Below are 21,902 nucleotides of genomic sequence, written 5' to 3'. Positions count from 1 at the left end.
AGTGAAGAAAAGCGTGATATATTTCGCTTTTTTTTGTACTTTTGAACTCTTAAACTAAAACGTAGCATGAGGCAGCTTAAAATAACCAAATCAATAACAAATCGCGAAAGTGCGTCACTTGATAAATATCTTCAGGAAATTGGACGTGAAGAATTAATTACAGCTGAAGAAGAGGTTATTTTAGCGAAGAAAATTAAAGATGGCGATCAGAATGCTCTGGAAAAGTTAACAAGAGCAAATTTGCGTTTCGTGGTTTCTGTAGCTAAGCAGTACCAAAATCAAGGTTTAAGTTTACCCGATCTTATCAACGAAGGAAACTTAGGTTTAATCAAAGCTGCACGCAGATTTGATGAAACGCGCGGTTTCAAATTTATATCTTACGCTGTTTGGTGGATTCGTCAAAGTATTTTACAAGCTTTAGCAGAACAAAGTCGTATCGTGCGTTTACCACTCAATCAAGTAGGTTCTTTAAATAAAATCAATAAAGCTTACAGTAAACTTGAGCAACAATTTGAACGCGAACCAAGTGCAGAAGAACTAGCTGAAATTCTTGATTTGCCAATTGATAAAGTAAGTGACACCATGAAAGTGAGTGGTCGCCATGTTAGCATGGACGCTCCTTTTGCCAATGGCGAGGAAAGTAGTTTGTTAGATGTTTTGGTGAATCTTGATTCACCAAAGGCGGATACCGGTTTAATGAATGAATCGTTAAGCAAAGAAATTGACCGAGCATTAAGTACTTTAACGGAGCGTGAGCGGGACGTTGTAAAATTATTTTTTGGCATAGGACTTAATCACGGTTTGACCTTAGAAGAAATTGGAGATAAATTTGATCTTACTCGTGAGCGTGTTCGTCAAATTAAGGAAAAAGCAATACGCCGTTTACGTCACAGCAGCCGGAGTAAATTACTTCAACAATATTTGGGATAAAATATTTGGGATAAATTAAATTATACCTTTACCAATTTTAAAGCCTCAGCATATAATGTTGAGGCTTTTTCTTTTCATAACAAATGGTGGTCTGATTACTTTTCGCGTTTTCATCGTTCAGATAGGGCTTTTTGACGAAAAAGCTCTAATTTTTAGATCTAAATCTTTACTATTAACGTTATTTAGAACACCTCTTTGACGAAAGGCGTAACCTAATATAATTGCAACCGTTAAAAAACCCAAGGCTTAACCAAAAAGCAATCCTATGGATCTTAATCTCAATAACATTACCTATTACATTTTAATTATTAACGAGGATTCCGACGATCATTGCTTTTTAAGAACTGCTTTTAATCGAGTAATTCCTCAGGCACTCATCGAATCAGTTTATAGTTCAAAAGAGACACTTGAATATGTTAAGACAACATCGTTAACACCCAATCTCATTCTTCTCGATTTAAATATGCCTGAATTATCAGGTAAAACCACAATTCAGTTACTGAAACAAAATAATGTGTTCAATAAAGTACCCATAGTTGTATATACTAGCGATACAAACATTGAAGAAAAAGCAGAGATACTAGAATTGGGAGTATCTGGCTTCTATTCAAAACCCAAGCAAATTGAAGATCTTATTTGGCTTGTAAATGATGTTAAAGATAAACATCTGCAGTAGTTACATTTCTGTTAACTAAAATATTTCGTAAATCCGTTAAATCTTTTTTTAGCTTTGCTTTCCAATTATGAAAATTTTAAAACTCATTGTTTCCATATTACTTTCGGTTGCTCTAGGACTTGTTTTTATTTATTCAGGCTATTCAAAACTCTTCCCCATTGAGACTTTCGAATTTACTTTTGTAGATATTGGCATTGCCAACTGGTATACTGCTCCAGTAATAGCAAGAATCTTAATTTCGCTTGAGTTTTTTATTGGCGTTTTGTTAATTGCTAATTACAATCTTAGAAAATTCACCCTTCCCTTTACCATTGGTTTACTTTTGTTTTTTATTCTTTATCTAAGTGTTCAAATTGCGATAGGCGGCAACAATGGTAATTGTGGATGTTTCGGTGAAAGTATTCGTATGACACCCTTGCAAGGAATTCTGAAAAATATCGCGATGATTACAATTGGTGTGTTATTATATATTTTATCAAACGGTTGGAAACTAAAATATAATGCACTGTTTACTAACCTTCTTGCAATAACAATTACTTGCGTTCCTTTTATTTTTAACCCCATAGATTACGCTTATACTTCAAACAATTTAGATGAAAAGGTAGGGTATCCACTCGAATTAAATTTATTATTTGAACCAAGTGACACCTCGAAAGTTGAAATTCCTAGCATTGAACTTAGAAAAAACAAACATGTACTTTCTTTTTTAAGTTTGACCTGTCAACACTGCAGGGTGGCTGCAAAAAAAATAAGACTCATTAAGAGAAACAATCCTGATCTTCCTTTTTATTTCATTCTTAATGGCGATAAATCTAACTACAAAGAATTTATTGAAGATACAAAAGCTACCAATATTCCCTCTAGCTTTTGCTTAGGAAAATCTTTTGTTCAACTTTCTTCAGCGCACCTTCCCAGGATATATTTTATAGACAACGGCATGGTAATTAAAAAAGTAGATTACTATGAATTAAACCAGTATATTATTGAAAACTGGATCAAAACAGGAAATCCTAATTAGTATAACTAAATGTTGCCTGGCAAGTTGGCAATTATCTCTATTCTTAAACGAATCAACTTAATACCACACTACTGTTTAAAACCTTTTTTTAATAAAGGCTTGTTTTGTGACAATATTATTTATTTTGTATTCTTAAATCCACAAAATGAATCGTTTTCTAATTTCGCTAATGATCGTTGCCCTGTCTTTATGTGCATCCGCTCAGTCATCGGGCGGTAAATTCAGAACAGAAAGCCTTCCAAGAGTGCTCTTAAATGAGCTTAACCGATTTAGAATAAGTAAGGGTCTCGACACCCTCGAAATGAGTGAAATGCTGCAGTCTGCTGCTGAAATAAGTTCTCAAGCAATGGCAGATAATGATTCGGAAAAAACTGACAGAAAAACAGCCTTGAAATTTCTAAAATACGTAAATGCAACCTCAAAAGGTGAAGAGCTGGTTATGAAGGGGGTTATAAGTAAAGGGCGGGAAGATTTTTCAACCGAAGACGTAGCAAAAGTAATTTATAATCGCTGGGAAAACAATCTAAAGGATTTACCCGTTGTTACTAATCCTAAATATTCACTAGTTGGTATAGTTGGTACCATAGATGAAGATGGTGAAAAAGTTTATGTGAGTGCTTTTTTTGGTGGTTACGATATTAAAAACGGAGGCGTTATATACAAGGATCAGCTTGAAGTGCCATTCAACAACAAATCGAAATCTCTAAAACCAGTCGAACCGAAAGCCTGCAAAACATGTGAACGCTGGCGTAACTATGACCTACTCCAAAAAGGTTTGTATGTTTCAGATAATAAAATTTATTTAAGATATCCAAACGCAAAGGATTTAAGACGTTTTCTGAAAAAAGAAAAGGATGGTTTAGCCGTTGATATCGTTCAACGAAGTCAATTTATTGCTGGAGACTACAACATCGTTGACAACAACTTACTCAATAAAGGCATTATGAGCAAAGTTCTTTATAAAGAAGCTCTCTTCAAAAAGAATTTACTCATTACAAAAGATAAAAAGGCGAATCGAAAAATAAAAGGAATAGAAGTTCTTCTTGGAAAATTCGATCCAAAAATAACTGGACCTTATGAACTGAATTTATTAGTTATTCAAAATGGTGTTCTCTGTAAAACGGTCACCCGCGGTTATAATGAAAATGCAACCATAGAAAGTAATACTCCCATTGGTTTATTGCCAATACAAAATAGCAAGGGCTTAAAACCAGCATTTGAACCAAGAAACGAAAGTTCAATTGTAAATTTTATTATTCCATTCGAAAAAAATAAAGCAGAATTTAAACAAGTAGATATTGAACCGTTTATTAAAGCTATGAATGAACCCGATTTTATTATTGATGGTTTATACATTTACGCTTATGCTTCTATTGAAGGTGATTCGCTAGCCAACTCTAAACTGCAACGCAAACGTGCCGAAAGTGTCGTAACGGTTTTACAAGGAATGCAAAACAATAAAATTAATCCTACCATTCAAACAAAAGATAGTTGGGGTTTATTTTTGCTGGAAAATGAAGATGGTAAATACGCTGACATTGTAAACCTTGGAAAAAATAAAGCAATCGAAAGAATTAATGGCGATAAAAAACTTCTCGAAGAGTTAGAACCAATATTAGCTAAAGAACGTTTTGCGCAAATAATAATGGACGTTACCTATGATGTAAGTGGGCTTAAAGAGGAAAAATTTACTACCGTAAGTTTTAACAGGGCTGCCAAAGCAAACAACAGCAAACTTGCCTATAAAATAATGGAATTTATTAATAGGCGTGTTGGTGAAGGGAAGTACGCTGCAAGCATATATGACAGCTTAAAAATAATCGACAGTCCAAAAAATACTGGTCTTTTAAACAACCAAATTTACTACAGTTATCTCGCTAATAATTCTGTTACTGATGAAGACGATAAAACGTTTGACAAACTTTTAATTTCTGAACCTTCGAATCCTATTTTACAATACAACAAAGTTTTTTGTCAGCTTAAACTTGATAGCAGTGCTGGCAACGCTGCACATCAATCAGAAGTTCAACAAACGATAAATAATTTATACGGTAAATTAGATAGCAATTACGTAAACGGATTAAATATTGAGTGGCAATTCAAAATAATGGAAACACTTGATACGCTTCCTAATTCAGAAGTACAAATGGACGCCTGTATTGCAAGAATTAAACAGTTTTATAACATAAAGGATGCTACCTGGCAAAATGCTTTAAAATTGGCCTCGGTATTTAGTAGAGTTAAAGACTACAATTATGCAGCTACCTTACTTGAACCTTACTTAAAGGCAGCCAACGTAAACGAAAATCTGGTTTTTATGTATATTAGTTTAGCGAGCAGAGTTCAGGAAAAATATTACTCGCGTACTTTTGCAAAAGCTATGGAAATTGCAAAAAATAAAAATCAGGAACGCTATTGCAAACTAATTGGGGAACCCTTTATGACTTTTCAGGTGCTTGAAAACCCCGAGGTTAAAAGGGTTTACAATTCAAGTTGTGGCATAAAATAAACACTATAATCGTTTAAAGATTAATTCAACATCACTTTAAAGTCCACAGAAACATCGCTTTCTCCCGGCCCATAGGTGCCATCCTTGGAGTCAGGTTGATGTTTTAAAGTAATATTAAGCAAATGCTTAGTAGTACCACTTGCCATTGTAGTTCTCCAAAGTGTTTGCAAACCTATTCCTCTTTGAGGTGTTCCTGCATCCAAATCCAAATAAGTAATTTTAATATCAGATCCATTTAATTTAACCGTGTATGGATTAACAGAATTAAGAATGGTATTATTTCCATTGTTATAAAAAAACATGTGCTCTACCCCTTCTGATTTCACTTCATTTGAAATAGAATCCACTGGGCTTTTTGTTTCATCCAACAAAACAATTTTCCCGTAATATGTTTTATTAGCTGCTAATGTAATAACAGAATCTGTTTGCGATGTACTTGTTGGTCCATAGAAACCAGCCTGCCCGCCATCACCGTCGGGGTCTTTAAACATATAAACAGACGATATATTTGATGCAGAGTCCGTTAAAATTAATTTAAAAGTGGTAATTACTTCCTGAGGATCAGGAGTTGGTTCAGGTTCCTTTATGGGATCTTTTTTATCTTTTTTGCAGGAAGCTGCAATCAAAAGTAGCACTGTCATTGTAATGCTAAATAGTTTAATAGTTGTTTTCATGTTTTAGTTTTTTAATTAGTTTTTTTGTAAAGTAATAATGGAATTGTAATGCGCACATTATATGAAACTCCTATTGCATCGGCGTAATACCTGAATCTGTCGAGGTATTCGCGGTAACGGGCATTTAGTAAATTTGTAGCACTTAGATTTATTAATAATTTTTGTTTTTTAATTTGTACCTCAGTTCCTAAATCAAGCCCTAATAAAGAGTAGCCATTTGGCGCAGGCGCAAAATCTACGTCCAAAGGAGAGCGCCATTGCTTTGCAACAAACTGATTATTGATTTGGAAATAGGTATTTTGAAACATTTTTTTACCCGGAATTTTGAATTTAAAATTAAGGTCTAACCTGTCTGACGGCATATAAATAAGATAATCGCTTATACTATAATTCCAAGCTCTCACAATCATTCCTTTTAATCCAAAAGAAAAGTAGTTGTTTATTAAATAATTTGATTTAAAATCAAGACCACTTATCTTTACCTTATCTTGTTTATAAACAAACACTGGGAAGGCTCCCCGGATGGTTAATTCTAATTCACCACTCGGACTTAAATAAATAAAATTCTCAAAACGATTGTAGTAAGCACTCAACTCTAGATTTAATTTTTTTGTTTTATAAATACCAGTAGCTGTTAAATTGTAACAGGTTTCCGATTTAAAATCAGGATTCCCTCGTTCAATTGTTGCAGCTCCCTGATGAATGCCATTGCTGTACAACTCATTAGGTGCTGGTGCACGCCAGGCAGATCCTGCATTTACAAATAAATTAAACACTGAATTTGGTTTCCAAATTACACCGGCATTGTAAGTGCTATTTTTAAAAGTTCTAAGATGTTCTTTCCAATCCTTTCCTTCATAGAAATAAGACTGTAAATGCTTTTCATCGTAGCGGATTCCAACTTCCATTTCAATATATCTTTTCACATAACGCTCTGTTGCAAATACACCAAAAGAATTGCTTATGTAATTCGGAATAAAAAAACGTCCCGAATAAATGTTTTTTTGATTCATATAACTTAAACCAAATATTCCTCTAAACGCTTTTATGTTATCGTGTTCTAAAATTGCATCAGCCGTTTGTGAAGTAATACCCAAATCAAGATCTGGTGCTACTTTGCCTGTTTCTTTCTCTAAAGTAGTTAAGCGACGTAAGTCAAACTCTTGTCGTTTATTATACTGCCAGGCACACAGAATTTTCGCTCGCCACTTAGAAGAAAAATGGTAATGTGTTAAGCCTTTAATGAGTTCATGTCCAATCACCTGATTTGGACGATCAATAGAAAAAGAAAAAGCTGCAAGACTATCTATTGGTTTATTAAGTTGTAGTGCCTTAGTTAAGTCCGTTAAATTTCCAATATGTGAACCTTGAAAAATTCCAATAGCAGAGTTAAACTGAGAGTAATACATTTCAGCTCCCCATTTTTTTCTGTGATATCCCAAAGCATAAGAAAAGTTTTTTTCTTCCAGACCAGTATTTGCAAGAAAATAGTTTGGTGTTTTAACGTTACCACCTTTTTTCATACTTCCTTGCAAGCGCCAACTAAAGCCTTTGAGTTTTTCGAAACTACCTTCCAAAAGTCCTGAAACTGCTCCAGTCTGGCCGTTACTCAAACCAACTAAATTCACCTCACCAGTCATAGCGGCAGTGTCGGGTAATTCATTCGGTTCAACCAAAACAACACCGGCAATAGCATCACTTCCATAACGTATGGCCCCTACTCCTTTTATCACGGAAAATTTCTTTGCTATAAATGGATCTATCTCAGGAGCATGTTCATTACCCCATTGTTGACCTTCTTGTCTGATACCATTATTTAAAATCAAAAGTCTGTACCCTTGCATACCATGCACCATTGGCTTAGAAATAGTTGCGCCTGTGTTTAATGTTGTTACGCCACTTATGTTTTTTAGAACGTCTCCCAAACTCTGACCTTTAGATTTTTGAATTTCTTCGTCTGATAATTGCTCAACAGTTTGTGTTTTTTTCATCTCAGTTCGTTTGTCCATAATATCCACCTCATCAAGATTATTCATACTGTGAGGCAGTTTCAAAAGAATTTTTTTTGACTTGTTGAGTTTTATTGTAAACAGAGTGTCATTGCAACCGATGTGCTGAACTAAAATTTGATACTCACCCTCACACAAATTAGAAAACACGAATTCACCTTTGTCATTTGTTTGAATGATCATTTCAGGCTTAAGCAGCTTTACAACAGCGAATCCTAAAGTTTCACTATTATCCTGGTCCTCAATAACACCTCTTAATATCAATTTGCAATCCTGCGATTTGACTAAGAAGCTAATTAAAAAAAGACCACATAAGAATATGTGTTTTTTTATAAACATGATAGATCATAAAATATGATCATAAAAATTACCTGATTTGAAAACTGAACAACGCTCTTAAGCGCAAGCCGGAGGGCCTCTGAGAGAGAGTTTAAACTTGGGGGAAATTAAAGTATTAAATGCAATGATTGAATTCGTTTCTTCACCTGCCTTTGAGACTACAAAAATTAAATCTTCATTATTTGGAGGTGTCGCTGACGAAGAAAATACATAATCACAAATTGAACAGGTATGTTCGGCTTTACAAAAATGAATATCCTTCTTTGAACAATGATCATCACTGAAATGCTCAAAATCATGCGAAACCTTTTCCACTAATTGAAAAAGAAGCAAAACGATCATGAGTACTGAGGTAAATGAATGAATTTTTTTCACTTTAAAATAATTATAATAAATTTAATTTTGATTTGGTTCAAATAGAATTATTGGGCGCCAAAAATACTCGAAACTACTGTCCAACTGGTGGACCTCTCAAAAGAGAAATAGCATAAGAAATGCTGTTAAAATGAATTGCTTTTTCGGCAATTTTATTCGTGTTTTTTGCTTTGGATGGAATAAAACTATAAATGAATTTAAATAAATTAAAGTAAGAAGGTTTATTATATTTCTCAATATCACAATCATCGGTTGATGTATGTGATTTTACTTTTGTTTCCTTATCAATTGAAATCGCAGAATGGTCGTGATGTAGAAGAGCATGAATATAAACCTTTGGTGTAGCTACCCAAAGCGCCATAAGCACCAAAAAGGCCGATACAGAAATCTTTATATACTTGTTCTTAAACATTTTACACAACAAATTAAGAGAATTTTGCCTTCAGTTGCAACATTTTAACACAAATACCAGTGATCAAGTAAAAAGTTAAAGTATTCTTTACCTTTTCTTTACAGCTTGCTGCCTCTGTTTAGCCATGTCTTCTAAACGTTTCTGAAAATTTGAAACCTTAGCTGGCTTTTTCATGTTCGCTTCTAACTTCAATCGAATTTTTTGATCGCTCACAATCTTTTTAATAATCCAGTTTTGCAAGAACGTGAACATATTCGCTAAGAAATAATACCAGCTAAGTCCGGCAGCATAATCATTCATAACGGCTAAAAATATTACCGGCATAAAATACATCATAAATTTCATTCCAGGCATTTGATTATTCTGCTGTGGCATCATACTGCTATTCATATACGTATAGGCCAATGTGCTCACAAACATCATCAAGGCAAACAAACTCACATGATCTCCATAAGCCCAATTAATAAATGGTACATATCCAAAATTCCAGATGCTATCAAAAGTACTTAAGTCGTCAGCCCATAAAAAACCTTGCTGACGTAACTCTATGGCAGCTGGCATAAAGTTGAACAGGGCGATTAAAATTGGAAATTGTAACAACAGAGGTATGCAACCAGACAATGGATTTACACCCGCCTTTCGATAAAGTGCCATTTGTTCTTGTTGTTTTTTCATTGGATCTGCGTTCTTCTCAAACTTGGCGTTCAATGCGTCCGTTTCCGGTTTTAAAACACGCATTTTTGCACCGCTCATATATGTTTTATAAGCAATCGGCAGCAATACAATTTTTACCACCATAGTTAGAATCAAAATCACGATTCCTAGATTCATAAATCCTAACCAATTAAACAATGGAATAACCATCCATTTATTAATGTAACTGAAGATGCTCCAACCCATCGGAATAATGCTCTCAAGTTCCCAGCCATAGTCCGAAATTGTATAATAGTGATTTGGTCCAAAATAAAATTTATAAGAAAATTTTTCATCTGCGCCATGGTTGTATGGTATACCTAATTCGCTTTTCACAGACTTTACAACCGTAGTTGAATTAGGGCGAGAAGATGATTTTATAAAACTTCCTGCTTTATTAAAAGAATTATTTGCAACAATAGTCGAATTAAAAAATTGCTGTTTAAAGCATACCCATTTTATATCGGCTTCACTTAATTCTTTTTCTTCATCCTTCACAGGATTTATATAATCAGGACTATTGATAGTTTGTTTAAAATAAATAGTAGCGGCCTTTTTTTCTTTTTCAATATATTTTTCTTGACTTGGGAATAACATGCTCCAATTGAGTTGCAATTGGTCTTCTGTTTGAGAGATGATGTCTTGCATTCCAACAAAACGAATTTCAGACTCAACAATATAATCGTTTGGTTTAAGGGAGTATGCGAACTCCATGTAACTTCCAGGTTTGGACGTTTCAAGTTTTAAAATAATACTTGAAGCAGTTTGCGAAACAGATTTAAAATAAAAACTATCTGTTGAAAACAAACGAGATCTGTCGTAAGCATTTAGTTTTAAAGAAAAATTTGTAGAGTCTTTATTAAACAGTACTAGGCTGCCAGTCTCATCCGGGCGATGATATTTTTTTAATTCTACTTTTTCTATTTGACCGCCTTTATTAGAAATTGTAGCTTTTACGTTTTCGTTTTCAATAACAAAGGTTTCAGATTTTCCGACTGCAGAAATTGCAAAGTCTTTGTATTTATCGTTTAAAGCAATAGATTTATCAGACTCAGATAAATTAACGGTTTGTTTAAGCGTATCAGCAACCACTGGAGGAAGAGCCGCCATCTTTGCGGCCTCTATTGCCGCATATTCTTTTTGAACCGTTTCAATTGAATCTCTAATTTGTTTATTTCTTGCAATTTGTTCTTTTGAGGGTCCACTAAAATACAACCACACACCTAAAATTGCTGCTATTAAACCCAGCCCGATTAACGATTTTTTATCCACTTCAATTAATTTAAAGACGGCAAATTTAGCATTTATTTAGCGGTAAAAAAACATAAAGATTGGGCTCAATTATTAACTCAGATTTAAAACTTTTCACCCTCAAGTCTGGCAACTACTGCACTCGCAACCGCATTACCCACTACGTTTGTAGCACTCCTACCCATATCAAGAAACTGATCGACAGCCAATAATAACAATAATCCTTCTACAGGGATTTTAAACATTGTTAACATTCCGGCAATTACTACGAGCGAGGCACGGGGAACTCCTGCCATTCCTTTACTTGTAATTAACAGAATCAACATCATTTTTATCTGATCTGCAGCTGAAATATCCATACCATAGCTCTGTGCTATAAATACAGTTGCAAAAGTCATGTACATGATGCTACCATCAAGATTAAAAGAATAACCTAATGGTAAAACAAAGCTTACAATGCGATTACTAATACCATGACTCTCTAAAGCTTTAATCGTCTGCGGCATGGCGCTCTCACTGCTTGCTGTGCTAAATGCTAGTAAAATTGGTTCTTTAATATCTTTCATCAATCTGAAATAATTTATTTTAAATATTATACATATCGCAAATAAAACTCCAAAAACAAAAAATAAAAGTCCTCCAAAAAAACAGAGCATCAGGTAACCGTATGCACTAAGAACTGATAAACCTTGCTGAATGACTACTGCGGTTATTGCACCAAACACTCCTACGGGTGCGAAATTCATAACGTAGTTCGTTACTTTAAACATAATGTGTCCAATACTATCAAAGGCTTTGATAATTGGTTTTCCAATTTCTCCAACAGCAGCAGTTGCCACACCAAAAAATAAGGCAAATACAACAATAGGTAAAATATCGTTAGATGCCATAGAACGAATAATACTCTCAGGAATTACATGATCAATAAAATTCTTAGAAGTTTGTTTAGAAGATTTGATTCCTGCATCAATAGAGGCCTCTGGACGCTCTAAATGGAGTACTTTGCCAGGTTCAAACACATTCACAATTACAAGGCCCAAAGCCAATGCAATTAATGTTGCACTTGTAAAATAAACAATCGTTTTTAAACCAATTCTCCCAACGCTTTTAAAATCGCCCACCTTGGCAACACCCATAACGAGCACTGCTAAAACAAGTGGAGCGATAATCATTTTTATTAGATTAAGAAAAATATCACTTAGTATTGAAAAATTAGACGCTACACTTTTTTTAATCTCGCTTAATTGATGAACTTCGTATTTAGTGAGACTTTTTTCGACTTGCTTTTTTATAGTCGGATTTGATATCTGTTCCGTCAACGACCTATCGTATTTAAATGCATTGCTATCAATTGATAGATTAATGATATAGCCTAGTATTAGACCCAAAATCATTGCAATAATAATAAACCCAATTAATTTGTTTTTTTTGAAATAGCTCATAATTTATAATACCTCTTGTAAAATTTCCATTTTCATTCCTCTAGAACCCTTTATTAACACCGTATTCTCTGATACTTTAGCTTTTTGAAGATAATCTTTACATTCCAATGTTGTTCTAAAATTTTTATATCCGATAGCTATCGGGTTTCCTTCTGATAGTTTAAAAAATTCTTCTCCAACCAAGATCACATTTTTAAATTTCTTTTCCTTTAATAAATCAATTATTCTCTGGTGTTCTTCTATGCTGTATTCGCCAAGCTCATACATATCACCCAATAAAAGTAGTTTATTCTCCGCTTTATATGTTGCAAAATTTTCAATTGCAACCTTCATGCTATTAGGATTGGCATTATAAGCATCCAGAATAATTGTATTGCTTTTTGTCTTCACTAATTGTGAACGATTCATATCAGGCACATACTGTTCAAGTGCCTCTTTTATTTGTTTATCATTTACCTTAAAAAAATTACCAACGCAAGCTGAAGCCAAGCAATTAATAAAATTATAATTTCCTATTATCTGTGTATGGATTGTTTCATGCTTATTCCAATCTTTGTCACCATAACGTGTTGTCATCTTGAAGCTAACATTGTCCCCATTAGTACAATCTTTGCCAATTAAATCGTAAAGCTTTTTAGTTCCGTAGGTTATTTTATCATTCTCGAACGCCAGCTCAAACAAAACCTCATCATCGCCATTAATAAAAGCCTTAGCGTTGCTATTTTTTAGAAATTTATATAATTCACTTTTACCTTTCTTAACACCTTCAATACCGCCAAAACCTTCCAGGTGAGCCTTACCAATATTTGTAATAAGTCCATAATCTGGTTCAGCAATTTTGCACAGTGCATCTATTTCACCCTGATGATTTGCTCCCATTTCTATAATAGCAAATTCATGTTTTTCTGTTACACGCAAAAGTGTAAGCGGCACACCAATGTGATTATTAAGATTTCCAATCGTTGCGAGTGTGTTGTATTTTTTTGAAAGAACTGTTTTTATTAATTCCTTGTTCGTTGTTTTACCATTACTACCGGTAATGGCCAAAAACGGGATTTTGAATTGTCTTCTATGAAAATTTGCAAGTTGTTGAAGTGTTAATAGAACATCTTCTACAACTAAAACCTTATCGTTGGTTACGTATTTTTGATCATCAACAACAGCCGCACTGCATCCTGCTTCTATCGCGTTTTGTGCAAATTCATTTGCATTAAAATTAGAACCTTTCAGCGCAAAGAACATGGCATCTGTTTCAAGCTTGCGCGTGTCGGTGCAGATTTTCTGACCTGAATTTAAATAAACCTCATACAGTTTTTCAATACTTATTGGAAGAGCCATTCTGCAAAATAAAAAAACCCTTAAGCAATCACCTAAGGGTTTTAAAATATTTATTAAAAGTTTTTATTTACTACCTAAGCCAACTGGGCTACCGACACGAGTCATAGAACAACGGAATCCTAACCATGCACTAGCTTGGCGTTGGTCTAAATATCTACGGGTACCAGGAACTAAGAAGAAAGCGCGATCTCTCCAGCTACCTCCTTTAAATACACGAGACTTGTCATTAATTAAAGATGTTTTAGCATATTCATACATTAACTTTGCAGCCTTTTCGGTGTATGCATCTTCTCCTTCGGCAAAATAAATACTCGAATTAACGTCACCGTCCATATAATTTATATAATCAGCGGCTTTATAGTTTCTACGCTCATCTAAATTATCTGTTGATACAGCACTTGAAACCTCTCTCCATTGAACACGACCTGGAATATCAGATTTTCCTTCTGGCGTAGCATTATTGTTTCCTTGTGGATCAACAGTCATTATCGCTAAAACACTATCAACAACCTCGATAGGATCAACACTCGTTCCATGACGTGTAGGGTTATTAACTTTATGCGTGAATTTTTGGTAAATTGGTCCGTCAACATTTGTCATAATCTCACCACCTAAACCACCAACAAGAGTAGTACTATCACGTACCTGAGTACTAAAAACATTACCACGGAAAGGACGGAATTCATCCGCATCCTGAAGTGTATTTGGACGATAAACGTCCATTACCCACTCACATACATTTCCTGACATGTTATATAAGCCATAATCATTAGGCCAGTAGCTATATACTGGAGCAGTTACGTCAGCATTATCATTTAAGAAACCAGCTGTACCCATGTAGTCACCAGCCCCTCTTACAAAATTCGCATTGATTTGTCCTAAATATTTATCGGTAGCATTACGCACGCCGTGACCATTCCATGGGTAAATACGACGATCTGTAATACGTTCTCCAATTGTGTTTCCAATTAAACCATAAGCAGCGAATTCCCATTCAGCCTCTGTTGGAAGTCTGTATTTTGGTAAAAATATCCCGTCTTCCATTTTAACATCACGCTCAGGGTTTTGACCGTCAAATGAAGGAAGCTTGGTTTTTAACTGACCTTGCCATTTTCCTGAAAGATAAGCTTCAGTACTGAAATAATCTTGATCAGAAGGTGCTTGAGTATGTTCCAATAAACCCTCGCGAATAAGAATAAACTCATTAACACGATCCGTTCTCCAAGCACAAAATTCGTTAGCTTGTAACCAATTTACACCCACAACAGGGTAATCGCGATAAGCTGGATGACGAAGGTAATATTCTACATAAGGCTCATTGTAAGCCAATTTTTCACGCCAAACAAGCGTATCGGGCAACGCTTTGTAGTAAATATCTGGAAAAACAGGTCCAAAAACCTTATTTGTCCAAAATAAATATTCAAGATAAGAAAGATTACTTACTTCAGTTTCATCCATATAAAAGGAAGATATCGTCACTCTTCGAGGTACATTATTCCACTCATAGGTAACATCGTTTTCTGTACGCCCCATAGTAAAGGTACCACCTTCGATAAGCACAAGACCAGGACCAGTTTCCTGCTCTTCATATGGCGGCTTCTCAAAACCACCGTTTGCAGGGTCATTATAAGCCCATCCAGTCACTGGAGAGCGTTCCTGAGAGCACGAAACCACGATAACTGCCATAATAAAAGCTAGCGATCTACGGTTTTTTATCCATTTTATATTCATAATTACAAGACAATGATTAAACGCTATAACGTTATATTTACTAAAAGGTTACAAATATAGTTAAAAAGAAGGACAACTAATAGTCCTGTATTTTTTCCGTTTTGTTTTACATTCAAACTTAATTTGAATCGAAATTTCGTGCGCTCCAGCAGTGTTACCTGCTAATTTTGAGACAGTTACGTCATAACTATAGCCCGCTTGAAAATTATCATTCTTAATTCCAATCAATGCAATTACAGCATCGGCATTTCTGTACCATAATCCTGCAACAAATGGTCCTTTAACATAATAAAGTCCTAAGTTAAGTTGATTAAATTTTTGTTGAGATTGAAATAAGATATTAGGAGAGAGGTAACTTTCATTCCCTTTTTCCAAAGTTATAATAGCACCCGCATGCACAGTGAATTTCGCTGGTAACTTAGAGCTTCCTAACAACCCTTCATCAGGTTGGTTAAGATGATGCGCTGCAAATCCAAAGAAATAATTTTTACTATATCCTAAAACACCAACCGAGAAATCTGCATTACTTTTATTTTGAGAAGGCAATGCTTCTCTGGTATTCCAAACAAAACCACGTCTTGCATCAATCATATCTCCGAAATGGAGATTTTGAACATCAAGAGATTTTTGCATATAAGTTGCTTGAAGGCCAAATTTTAAAGAAAACTCCCTATTAATTACAGCTTGATAAGAATAAACCAAACTTGCATTAGTCGTTTTAAGGGTTCCATGCGCTTGATCATCCGTGGTAACCAAAATTCCAAGTCCACCTGCTAAAGCATCTACGTGAAGATCTCCAGAAAACGAGTATGTAACGTATCTACCTGATAAATTAGGCCATTGATTACGATAATTCATGGAAATTCTCGGACAACGAGCCGTGCCGGCAAACGCAGGATTTAAATACAAAGGGTTAGCGTAAAATTGTGTGAACTGAGGATCTTGAGCCTTCAGGTCAAATAAAAACACAGTAAACACTAATATCGGGAACAGAACGCGTGAATTCATATGAGCATATTAACCTAACCTATTTCACAAATATATAAATACATTTTGAAAAACAAAAAAAAATACAAAACAATATTTAGAGACTCTGTCCGTTATTTTGCTGTACTTTGTATGATTAATATAATATCCATGAAACTCAACCGAATAATCACTTCCATTTTTCTCTTCGCACAACTCTCTTTTTTTGCACAGACTGAGTTAAAAGAGTCATCGCGTATCCTGCGCTCCAACACTACTGATACAGCTTTTATTCATCTTGAGATGTCACTCGCTGATTATGATATTCGTAAGAAAGATTTGCCTTATTTTACCATCTCAAAGGCAACTGGATACGATGAACAGGCAATTCCAATATTAGTCGTTAAAAAAGTGATTCCTGTCGAAAAGTCACACGGTGAAGCGATAAAGAAGTATTTTTCTGATTTTATCAGCAATCAGTTCATTACTGAAAAAGTTGCAAGTTTAAGTAAAAATCAAAATTTAAATCACTATAAATTATTTCCATTTAGATATAATGCTTTAAATCAACTAGAAGAGCTTGTAGACTACGATGTAACGTGGCAAGTTTCTAACCTTAATAATTCCGTAGCTCGAGAAGCTGCGAGTGTTAGCTTTGCTTCTGCGTCAGTTCTTGCAAATGGAGAATGGTACAAAATTGCTGTTACAGAAACGGGTATACACAAACTAAGCAAAGCCTTTTTTAATTCTATTGGAATAAACACTGCTAATCTAGATCCGAATAAAATTAGAGTTTTTGGAAATGGTGGCAAAATGCTTCCTGAACGTAACAAAGATTTTAGATACGATGATTTGGTAGAAAATTCAATAAAAGTTGTATTAAGTGAAGACGGTTTGTTTGATTATGCACTGTTTTATGCAAGCTCTACCACCGAATGGATTAAAACCAATTCAGCTACAAGTTTAAAATTTAAACCTATAAAAAACATTTATAGTGACACCAGTTTTTATTTCATAAATGTTGGTCAGGAACAAGGAAAACGTATTGCATCAAAATCCAGTCTCTCGCAAAACCCTGATTTTATTAGTAATTCTTATGATTATATAAATTACCATGAAGAAGATATCATTAACTTTGGCAAGAGCGGAAGAGAATTTTATGGGGAGTATTTTGATCTTACAAGTTCATATAACTTCTCTTGGTCTGACGGAGATTTCTTAAATGATTCTATCTATGCGGAATTAACTGTAGCGGCCTTATATACAGATACAACAACATTTATTTTGAATGGAAATGGTTTAAATTTTCGTGCAACTACTGCCGCTATTCAAATAGGAACCTATTCAGATTTTGCATCAAAAGTAACACGATCAGGTAAAGCAATTAATTCCAATTCTTCGTCCATTATACTTGCCGTATCAAAATTGACTTCAAAAAGCGTGGGCTGGTTAGATAAACTAACTGTAAATGCTAGACGATCACTAACTTTTAGAGGGAAGCAGTTTTCGTTCCGAGACAGTCGTTCAAAAGGTTTGGGTAAAGTATGTAATTTTAGTATTTCCAATACACCAAATTCTGTTTTTACTTTATGGAATGTTACAGATAATTTAAATCCTTTTGAGCAAGCATATATTACTGTTGGTTCGGCTATAAATTATACTTGCAAAGTTGATTCCCTAAATGAGTTTTGTATTGCCCCCATAAATGATTATTACTCACCAGTTTTTGTAGGGAAAATTGCAAATCAAAACCTTCATGCTATTAGCAAGGCGAATTATATAATAGTAAGCCACCCATTGTTTGTAAAAGAAGCTGAACGTTTGGGTGCCTTTCATCAACAAAAAGAAGGTTTAAGTTATGTTGTTGCCACTATTGACCAAATTTATAATGAGTTTGGAAGTGGAAAACAAGATATTTCAGCTATCAGAGATTTTATTAGAATGATTTATAGCCGAACAATCAATCTTACAGAGGATCAACAATTGAAGTATGTGCTCTTAATGGGAGATGGTTCTTATGATAATAAAAACAGAAATGTTACTAGCAATAGCAACCTTATTCCAACATATGAATCAAAGGAATCTTTGGACCCAATTCGTAGCGTTATTTCGGACGATTTTTATGCTTTAATGGATCCTAACGAAGGTGCTAATGCTGAAGAAGACGGAAATAGTTCTGTAGATATAGGTATTGGAAGGTTTCCTTGCCGCACATTGGCAGAAGTTAAAGCTGTTATAGCTAAAATTGAAAACTATTACCGAAAAGATCCAAATTATTTGGAGAATAATTCTGCCCCTGAAACCAGAATAGCTGTGAATGAAAGTCCTTTAGGGGACTGGCGTACTTGGTTGTTGTTTTTAGGTGATGATGAAGATTGGGCAACACACATGAAACAATCTGACAACTTAGTTAAAACCGTTAAAAATATTACATCCGATTACAATATTGATGAAATTAATCTTGACGCTTACCAACGTTTTAGCACGCCCGGCGGAAATAGATATCCTGACGCCGCGAGTGATTTTTTAAAGAGGATTGATAAAGGTGCGCTGATTTTCAATTATACTGGTCATGGAGGTGAAGTTGGTTTAACGGCAGAACGAATGATTGATATGGAAATCATCAATACTCTTAATAATTTTAATAAGTTACCTTTGTTTATTACTGCAACATGCGAATTCAGTCGATATGATGATCCAGGTAGAACGTCGGCTGGTGAGGCTTGTTTATTAAATCCTAAAGGAGGCGCCATTGCACTTTATACAACGTGTCGAGTAGCCTATTCCACCTTTAATGAATTAATAAATACGGAAGTTTTAAAAAGATTATTTACACGCTTGCCAAACGGTAAATGGCCTACTTTAGGAGATGCAATTGCACTAACTAAAGCGCAGTTAACACAAAAATACTATTACGCTAATTTTCATTTGCTTGGCGATCCGGCATTAACCTTGGCTTACCCGGAAGAAAAAGTAATTACATCGCACTTTAACAATGTCGCTTTAAGTCCGACATCATCTGATACAATAGGATCACTATCAAAAATAACTGTAAAAGGATTTGTAGCTGATAAAGGTGGTAAAAAACTTAGTAATTTTAATGGTATCATTTATCCCACAGTTTTCGACAAGGAGCAAACAATTGTTTGTTTATTAAATACAATTGAGTCGGGAGTTAGTTCTGGCACGGCTGGTAACATAGTCCCCTTTACGTTTAATATGCAAAAAAACATTTTGTACAGAGGTAAATCTCTTGTTACAAATGGAGATTTTTCTTTCACATTTATCGTTCCGAAAGACATTAGTTTTTCTCCAGGGCCAGGTAAAATAAGTTACTATGCAACGAATGGTGTTGTTGATGCAGGTGGTTATTACAATAAGATTGTTGTTGGAGGAGGTTCAGCGACCAGTCAAATAATTGATAACGAAGGGCCTCAGGTGAATTTATTTCTAGATGATAAAAATTTTGTAGCAGGAGGTGTAACCAGTGAGAGACCGGTTCTTTTTGCCGATTTAGTAGATTCAAGCGGTATTAATACTGTTGGAACTGGAATTGGCCATGACATCTCAGTAATTCTTGATGCAAATACAAGTAAACCAATTGTGCTTAATGATTATTACGAATCCAATCTAAACAGTTATCAGAGCGGGAGGGTTCGCTATCCCTACGGTAAATTGGAAGAAGGTAAACATACCCTAACCTTTAAAGTTTGGGATATACAAAATAACTCCACAACAGTAACTAGTGATTTTATTGTTGTAAATAGTGCTGAACTTGCATTAAAACACGTTTTAAATTACCCGAACCCCTTTACTACTCACACTAAATTTATGTTTCAACATAATCAAGCATGTAATCCTCTTAAGGTAACTGTGCAAATTTATACTGTGAGTGGAAAAATAGTTAAAACATTACAAAAATCTACCAGTTGCGAAGGGTCTTTGTCTGAAGGGATTGACTGGGATGGCAGAGATGACTATGGAGATAAACTTGGCCGAGGTGTTTATATCTATAAATTAGCTATCTTAGACGTTGAGAATAAAAAAGCTGAAAAAATTGAAAAATTGGTTATTCTAAATTAGTATTTTAGTAGCCCGAAAAATTAGCACCTTTTATAGTAAAACACATTAATGAAAAAACATCTTTTAATCGCACTAAGTTTAATTGTAACTGAAACAAGTTTTGCTCAGTCTAAAATTAATTCTGATCAGCTTGGTGGTGGAACCAATGCAATAACAACTGCAGTACCCTTCTTATTGATCAGTCCTGACAGTAAACAAGGCGCAATGGGAGATGTTGGAGCTGCTACCGACCCGGATGTTAATTCTATTCATTGGAATGGAAGTAAACTTGCTTTTATGGATAAAAAATTTGGGGTTGGATGTACAGTTACTCCCTGGCTTAGATTATTAGTTCCCGATATTAACGTTTATTACTTGGCTGGTTATGCTAAAATAAATGACAAACAAACCGTTGGAGCTTCACTTCGTTATTTTAGTTTAGGTAATATTGAGCTTACCGACGCAACCGGAACATCCACAGGTAATTATAAACCAAATGAGTTTGCGATTGATCTTGCTTTTTCTCAAAAACTTTCTAAAAACTTTTCGCTTGGTGTAGCTACACGCTATATCTATTCGGGTATTAGTAAAGCATATTTTAATGGAAACTCTGGTAATGCTGCAAGCACTTTTGCGGTTGATTTAAGTATGTTTTATAAAAGTGATAAGTTTAAACTTGGCGGTAAAAACTGCATTGGAACAGTTGGACTTGCAATTACAAATGTTGGTGCAAAAATTAAATATTCGAACGATCAAAATTTTATTCCAAGTAATTTACGCTTGGGTGGTGGTCTTAAAGTTGAAATAGACGACTATAACACGTTTGGGCTCTATGTTGATTTTAATAAACTACTTGTGCCTACCCCGCCAATTTATAAATATAGAACTGATTCTCTTGGAAATCCAACAACTGAGATAGAGATAAATCCTGCGACAGGTAAAAAGGAAATTGCCGAAGGGAAAGATCCTAACGTTTCTGTTCCTACCGGTATTGTTCAATCTTTCGGTGATGCACCAGGTGGGTTTAAGGAAGAAATGCAAGAGATAAACACAAGTGTAGGAATGGAATATTCTTACAATAAAATATTTGCAGTAAGAGCAGGTTATTTTCATGAATCTAAAAATAAAGGATCTCGCCAATTTTTTACTGTTGGTATCGGTGCTAATTTTAATGTCATCGGCGTCGATTTCTCTTATTTAATTCCTACCACTATAAATAATCCTTTGCAAAGAACCTGGCGCGTCACATTAAGTTTTAATTTTAATGGTGCTGGTACTGCAAGTGATACTCCGAAAGTAGAACCTTAGTTTCAACTCTTCACACAACGCTGTGCATAATTGCACAGTGCACTTCAAACATATAGCCTATGCAAAGACCATCTTTGTATATGCTAAGAATTATCTTTCTACCTTTTTTCATTTTTATTTTTTTTCTTATATCCTGCAGAGAAAATGATAATGGAAACGATTCCCGAAC

15 protein-coding genes are annotated in these 21,902 nt (G+C 34.7%); 6 read left to right on the top strand and 9 right to left on the bottom strand.

Translation table 11 applies throughout. The annotated features are described in order from the left end of the window. The first annotated feature begins 66 nt into the window (after positions 1-66). The 4 genes from P2086_RS09390 (at position 67) to P2086_RS09375 (ending at position 5,133) form a co-directional block, all read left to right on the top strand. A complete protein-coding gene (locus P2086_RS09390; RefSeq protein ID WP_317900194.1) occupies positions 67-930 on the top strand; it encodes a sigma-70 family RNA polymerase sigma factor in 864 nt (287 codons plus the stop codon). 265 nt (positions 931-1,195) lie between these two features. Continuing rightward, positions 1,196-1,606 carry a response regulator gene (locus P2086_RS09385; protein WP_317900193.1) on the top strand — a complete coding sequence of 137 codons (411 nt, stop codon included), beginning with the start codon at positions 1,196-1,198 and terminating at the stop codon, positions 1,604-1,606. Between the two features lie 67 nt (positions 1,607-1,673). Further along, the gene (locus P2086_RS09380) at positions 1,674-2,624 is read left to right on the top strand and encodes a MauE/DoxX family redox-associated membrane protein (RefSeq protein WP_317900192.1); all 951 of its coding nucleotides are present in this window, start codon (positions 1,674-1,676) and stop codon (positions 2,622-2,624) included. A 145-nt stretch (positions 2,625-2,769) separates the two neighbouring features. Continuing rightward, positions 2,770-5,133, top strand: coding sequence for a CAP domain-containing protein (locus P2086_RS09375; RefSeq protein WP_317900191.1), 2,364 nt, complete (start codon positions 2,770-2,772; stop codon positions 5,131-5,133). 20 nt (positions 5,134-5,153) lie between these two features. Here P2086_RS09375 and P2086_RS09370 read toward each other — a convergent pair whose 3' ends face one another. The 9 genes from P2086_RS09370 to P2086_RS09330 form a co-directional block, all read right to left on the bottom strand. Continuing rightward, the gene (locus P2086_RS09370; RefSeq protein ID WP_317900190.1) at positions 5,154-5,807 is read right to left on the bottom strand and encodes a hypothetical protein; all 654 of its coding nucleotides are present in this window, start codon (positions 5,805-5,807) and stop codon (positions 5,154-5,156) included. Positions 5,808-5,818: 11 nt separating this feature from the next. After that, positions 5,819-8,155: a TonB-dependent receptor gene (locus P2086_RS09365; RefSeq protein WP_317900189.1), complete on the bottom strand. Its 2,337-nt coding sequence runs from the start codon at positions 8,153-8,155 to the stop codon at positions 5,819-5,821. Between the two features lie 57 nt (positions 8,156-8,212). Then, positions 8,213-8,530: a hypothetical protein gene (locus tag P2086_RS09360; RefSeq protein WP_317900188.1), complete on the bottom strand. Its 318-nt coding sequence runs from the start codon at positions 8,528-8,530 to the stop codon at positions 8,213-8,215. 73 nt (positions 8,531-8,603) lie between these two features. Continuing rightward, complete coding sequence (locus P2086_RS09355; protein WP_317900187.1) at positions 8,604-8,942, bottom strand: hypothetical protein; 339 nt, start codon at positions 8,940-8,942, stop codon at positions 8,604-8,606. 87 nt (positions 8,943-9,029) lie between these two features. Beyond that, on the bottom strand, positions 9,030-10,907 hold the full coding sequence (yidC, locus tag P2086_RS09350) for a membrane protein insertase YidC (RefSeq protein WP_317900186.1): 1,878 nt from the start codon (positions 10,905-10,907) through the stop codon (positions 9,030-9,032). A gap of 83 nt (positions 10,908-10,990) precedes the next feature. After that, entirely contained in the window at positions 10,991-12,328 is a 1,338-nt protein-coding gene (locus P2086_RS09345; protein ID WP_317900185.1) for a dicarboxylate/amino acid:cation symporter, read from the bottom strand. Between the two features lie 3 nt (positions 12,329-12,331). Next, the gene (locus tag P2086_RS09340) at positions 12,332-13,666 is read right to left on the bottom strand and encodes a UDP-N-acetylmuramoyl-tripeptide--D-alanyl-D-alanine ligase (protein ID WP_317900184.1); all 1,335 of its coding nucleotides are present in this window, start codon (positions 13,664-13,666) and stop codon (positions 12,332-12,334) included. Between the two features lie 63 nt (positions 13,667-13,729). Next, positions 13,730-15,397 carry an SUMF1/EgtB/PvdO family nonheme iron enzyme gene (locus tag P2086_RS09335; protein WP_317900183.1) on the bottom strand — a complete coding sequence of 556 codons (1,668 nt, stop codon included), beginning with the start codon at positions 15,395-15,397 and terminating at the stop codon, positions 13,730-13,732. A 60-nt stretch (positions 15,398-15,457) separates the two neighbouring features. Further along, positions 15,458-16,405 (bottom strand): PorP/SprF family type IX secretion system membrane protein, encoded by a 948-nt coding sequence (locus tag P2086_RS09330; protein WP_317900182.1) that lies wholly within the window; start codon positions 16,403-16,405, stop codon positions 15,458-15,460. Positions 16,406-16,534: 129 nt separating this feature from the next. Between P2086_RS09330 and porU the strand changes: the two genes are divergently transcribed. Together porU and porV are read left to right on the top strand one after the other, a co-directional pair. Next, positions 16,535-20,446 (top strand): type IX secretion system sortase PorU, encoded by a 3,912-nt coding sequence (gene porU / locus P2086_RS09325; protein ID WP_317900181.1) that lies wholly within the window; start codon positions 16,535-16,537, stop codon positions 20,444-20,446. A gap of 48 nt (positions 20,447-20,494) precedes the next feature. Continuing rightward, positions 20,495-21,733, top strand: a complete 1,239-nt coding sequence (gene porV, locus P2086_RS09320) for a type IX secretion system outer membrane channel protein PorV (protein ID WP_317900180.1) — start codon at positions 20,495-20,497, stop codon at positions 21,731-21,733. Positions 21,734-21,902 lie beyond the last annotated feature (169 nt).

This window comes from Aurantibacillus circumpalustris (genome assembly GCF_029625215.1).
GTDB lineage: Bacteria > Bacteroidota > Bacteroidia > B-17B0 > Aurantibacillaceae > Aurantibacillus > Aurantibacillus circumpalustris.
This window is presented reverse-complemented; position numbering and strand designations above follow the sequence as displayed.

Bases quoted from the DNA above. Each gene is read 5' to 3' on its own strand.
- P2086_RS09390 (WP_317900194.1), top strand. From the start codon at position 67: ATGAGGCAGCTTAAAATAACCAAATCAATAACAAATCGCGAAAGTGCG.
- P2086_RS09385 (WP_317900193.1), top strand. From the start codon at position 1,196: ATGGATCTTAATCTCAATAACATTACCTATTACATTTTAATTATTAAC.
- P2086_RS09380 (WP_317900192.1), top strand. From the start codon at position 1,674: ATGAAAATTTTAAAACTCATTGTTTCCATATTACTTTCGGTTGCTCTA.
- P2086_RS09375 (WP_317900191.1), top strand. From the start codon at position 2,770: ATGAATCGTTTTCTAATTTCGCTAATGATCGTTGCCCTGTCTTTATGT.
- P2086_RS09370 (WP_317900190.1), bottom strand. From the start codon at position 5,807: ATGAAAACAACTATTAAACTATTTAGCATTACAATGACAGTGCTACTT.
- P2086_RS09365 (WP_317900189.1), bottom strand. From the start codon at position 8,155: ATGTTTATAAAAAAACACATATTCTTATGTGGTCTTTTTTTAATTAGC.
- P2086_RS09355 (WP_317900187.1), bottom strand. From the start codon at position 8,942: ATGTTTAAGAACAAGTATATAAAGATTTCTGTATCGGCCTTTTTGGTG.
- P2086_RS09345 (WP_317900185.1), bottom strand. From the start codon at position 12,328: ATGAGCTATTTCAAAAAAAACAAATTAATTGGGTTTATTATTATTGCA.
- P2086_RS09340 (WP_317900184.1), bottom strand. From the start codon at position 13,666: ATGGCTCTTCCAATAAGTATTGAAAAACTGTATGAGGTTTATTTAAAT.
- P2086_RS09335 (WP_317900183.1), bottom strand. From the start codon at position 15,397: ATGAATATAAAATGGATAAAAAACCGTAGATCGCTAGCTTTTATTATG.
- P2086_RS09330 (WP_317900182.1), bottom strand. From the start codon at position 16,405: ATGAATTCACGCGTTCTGTTCCCGATATTAGTGTTTACTGTGTTTTTA.
- porU (WP_317900181.1), top strand. From the start codon at position 16,535: ATGAAACTCAACCGAATAATCACTTCCATTTTTCTCTTCGCACAACTC.
- porV (WP_317900180.1), top strand. From the start codon at position 20,495: ATGAAAAAACATCTTTTAATCGCACTAAGTTTAATTGTAACTGAAACA.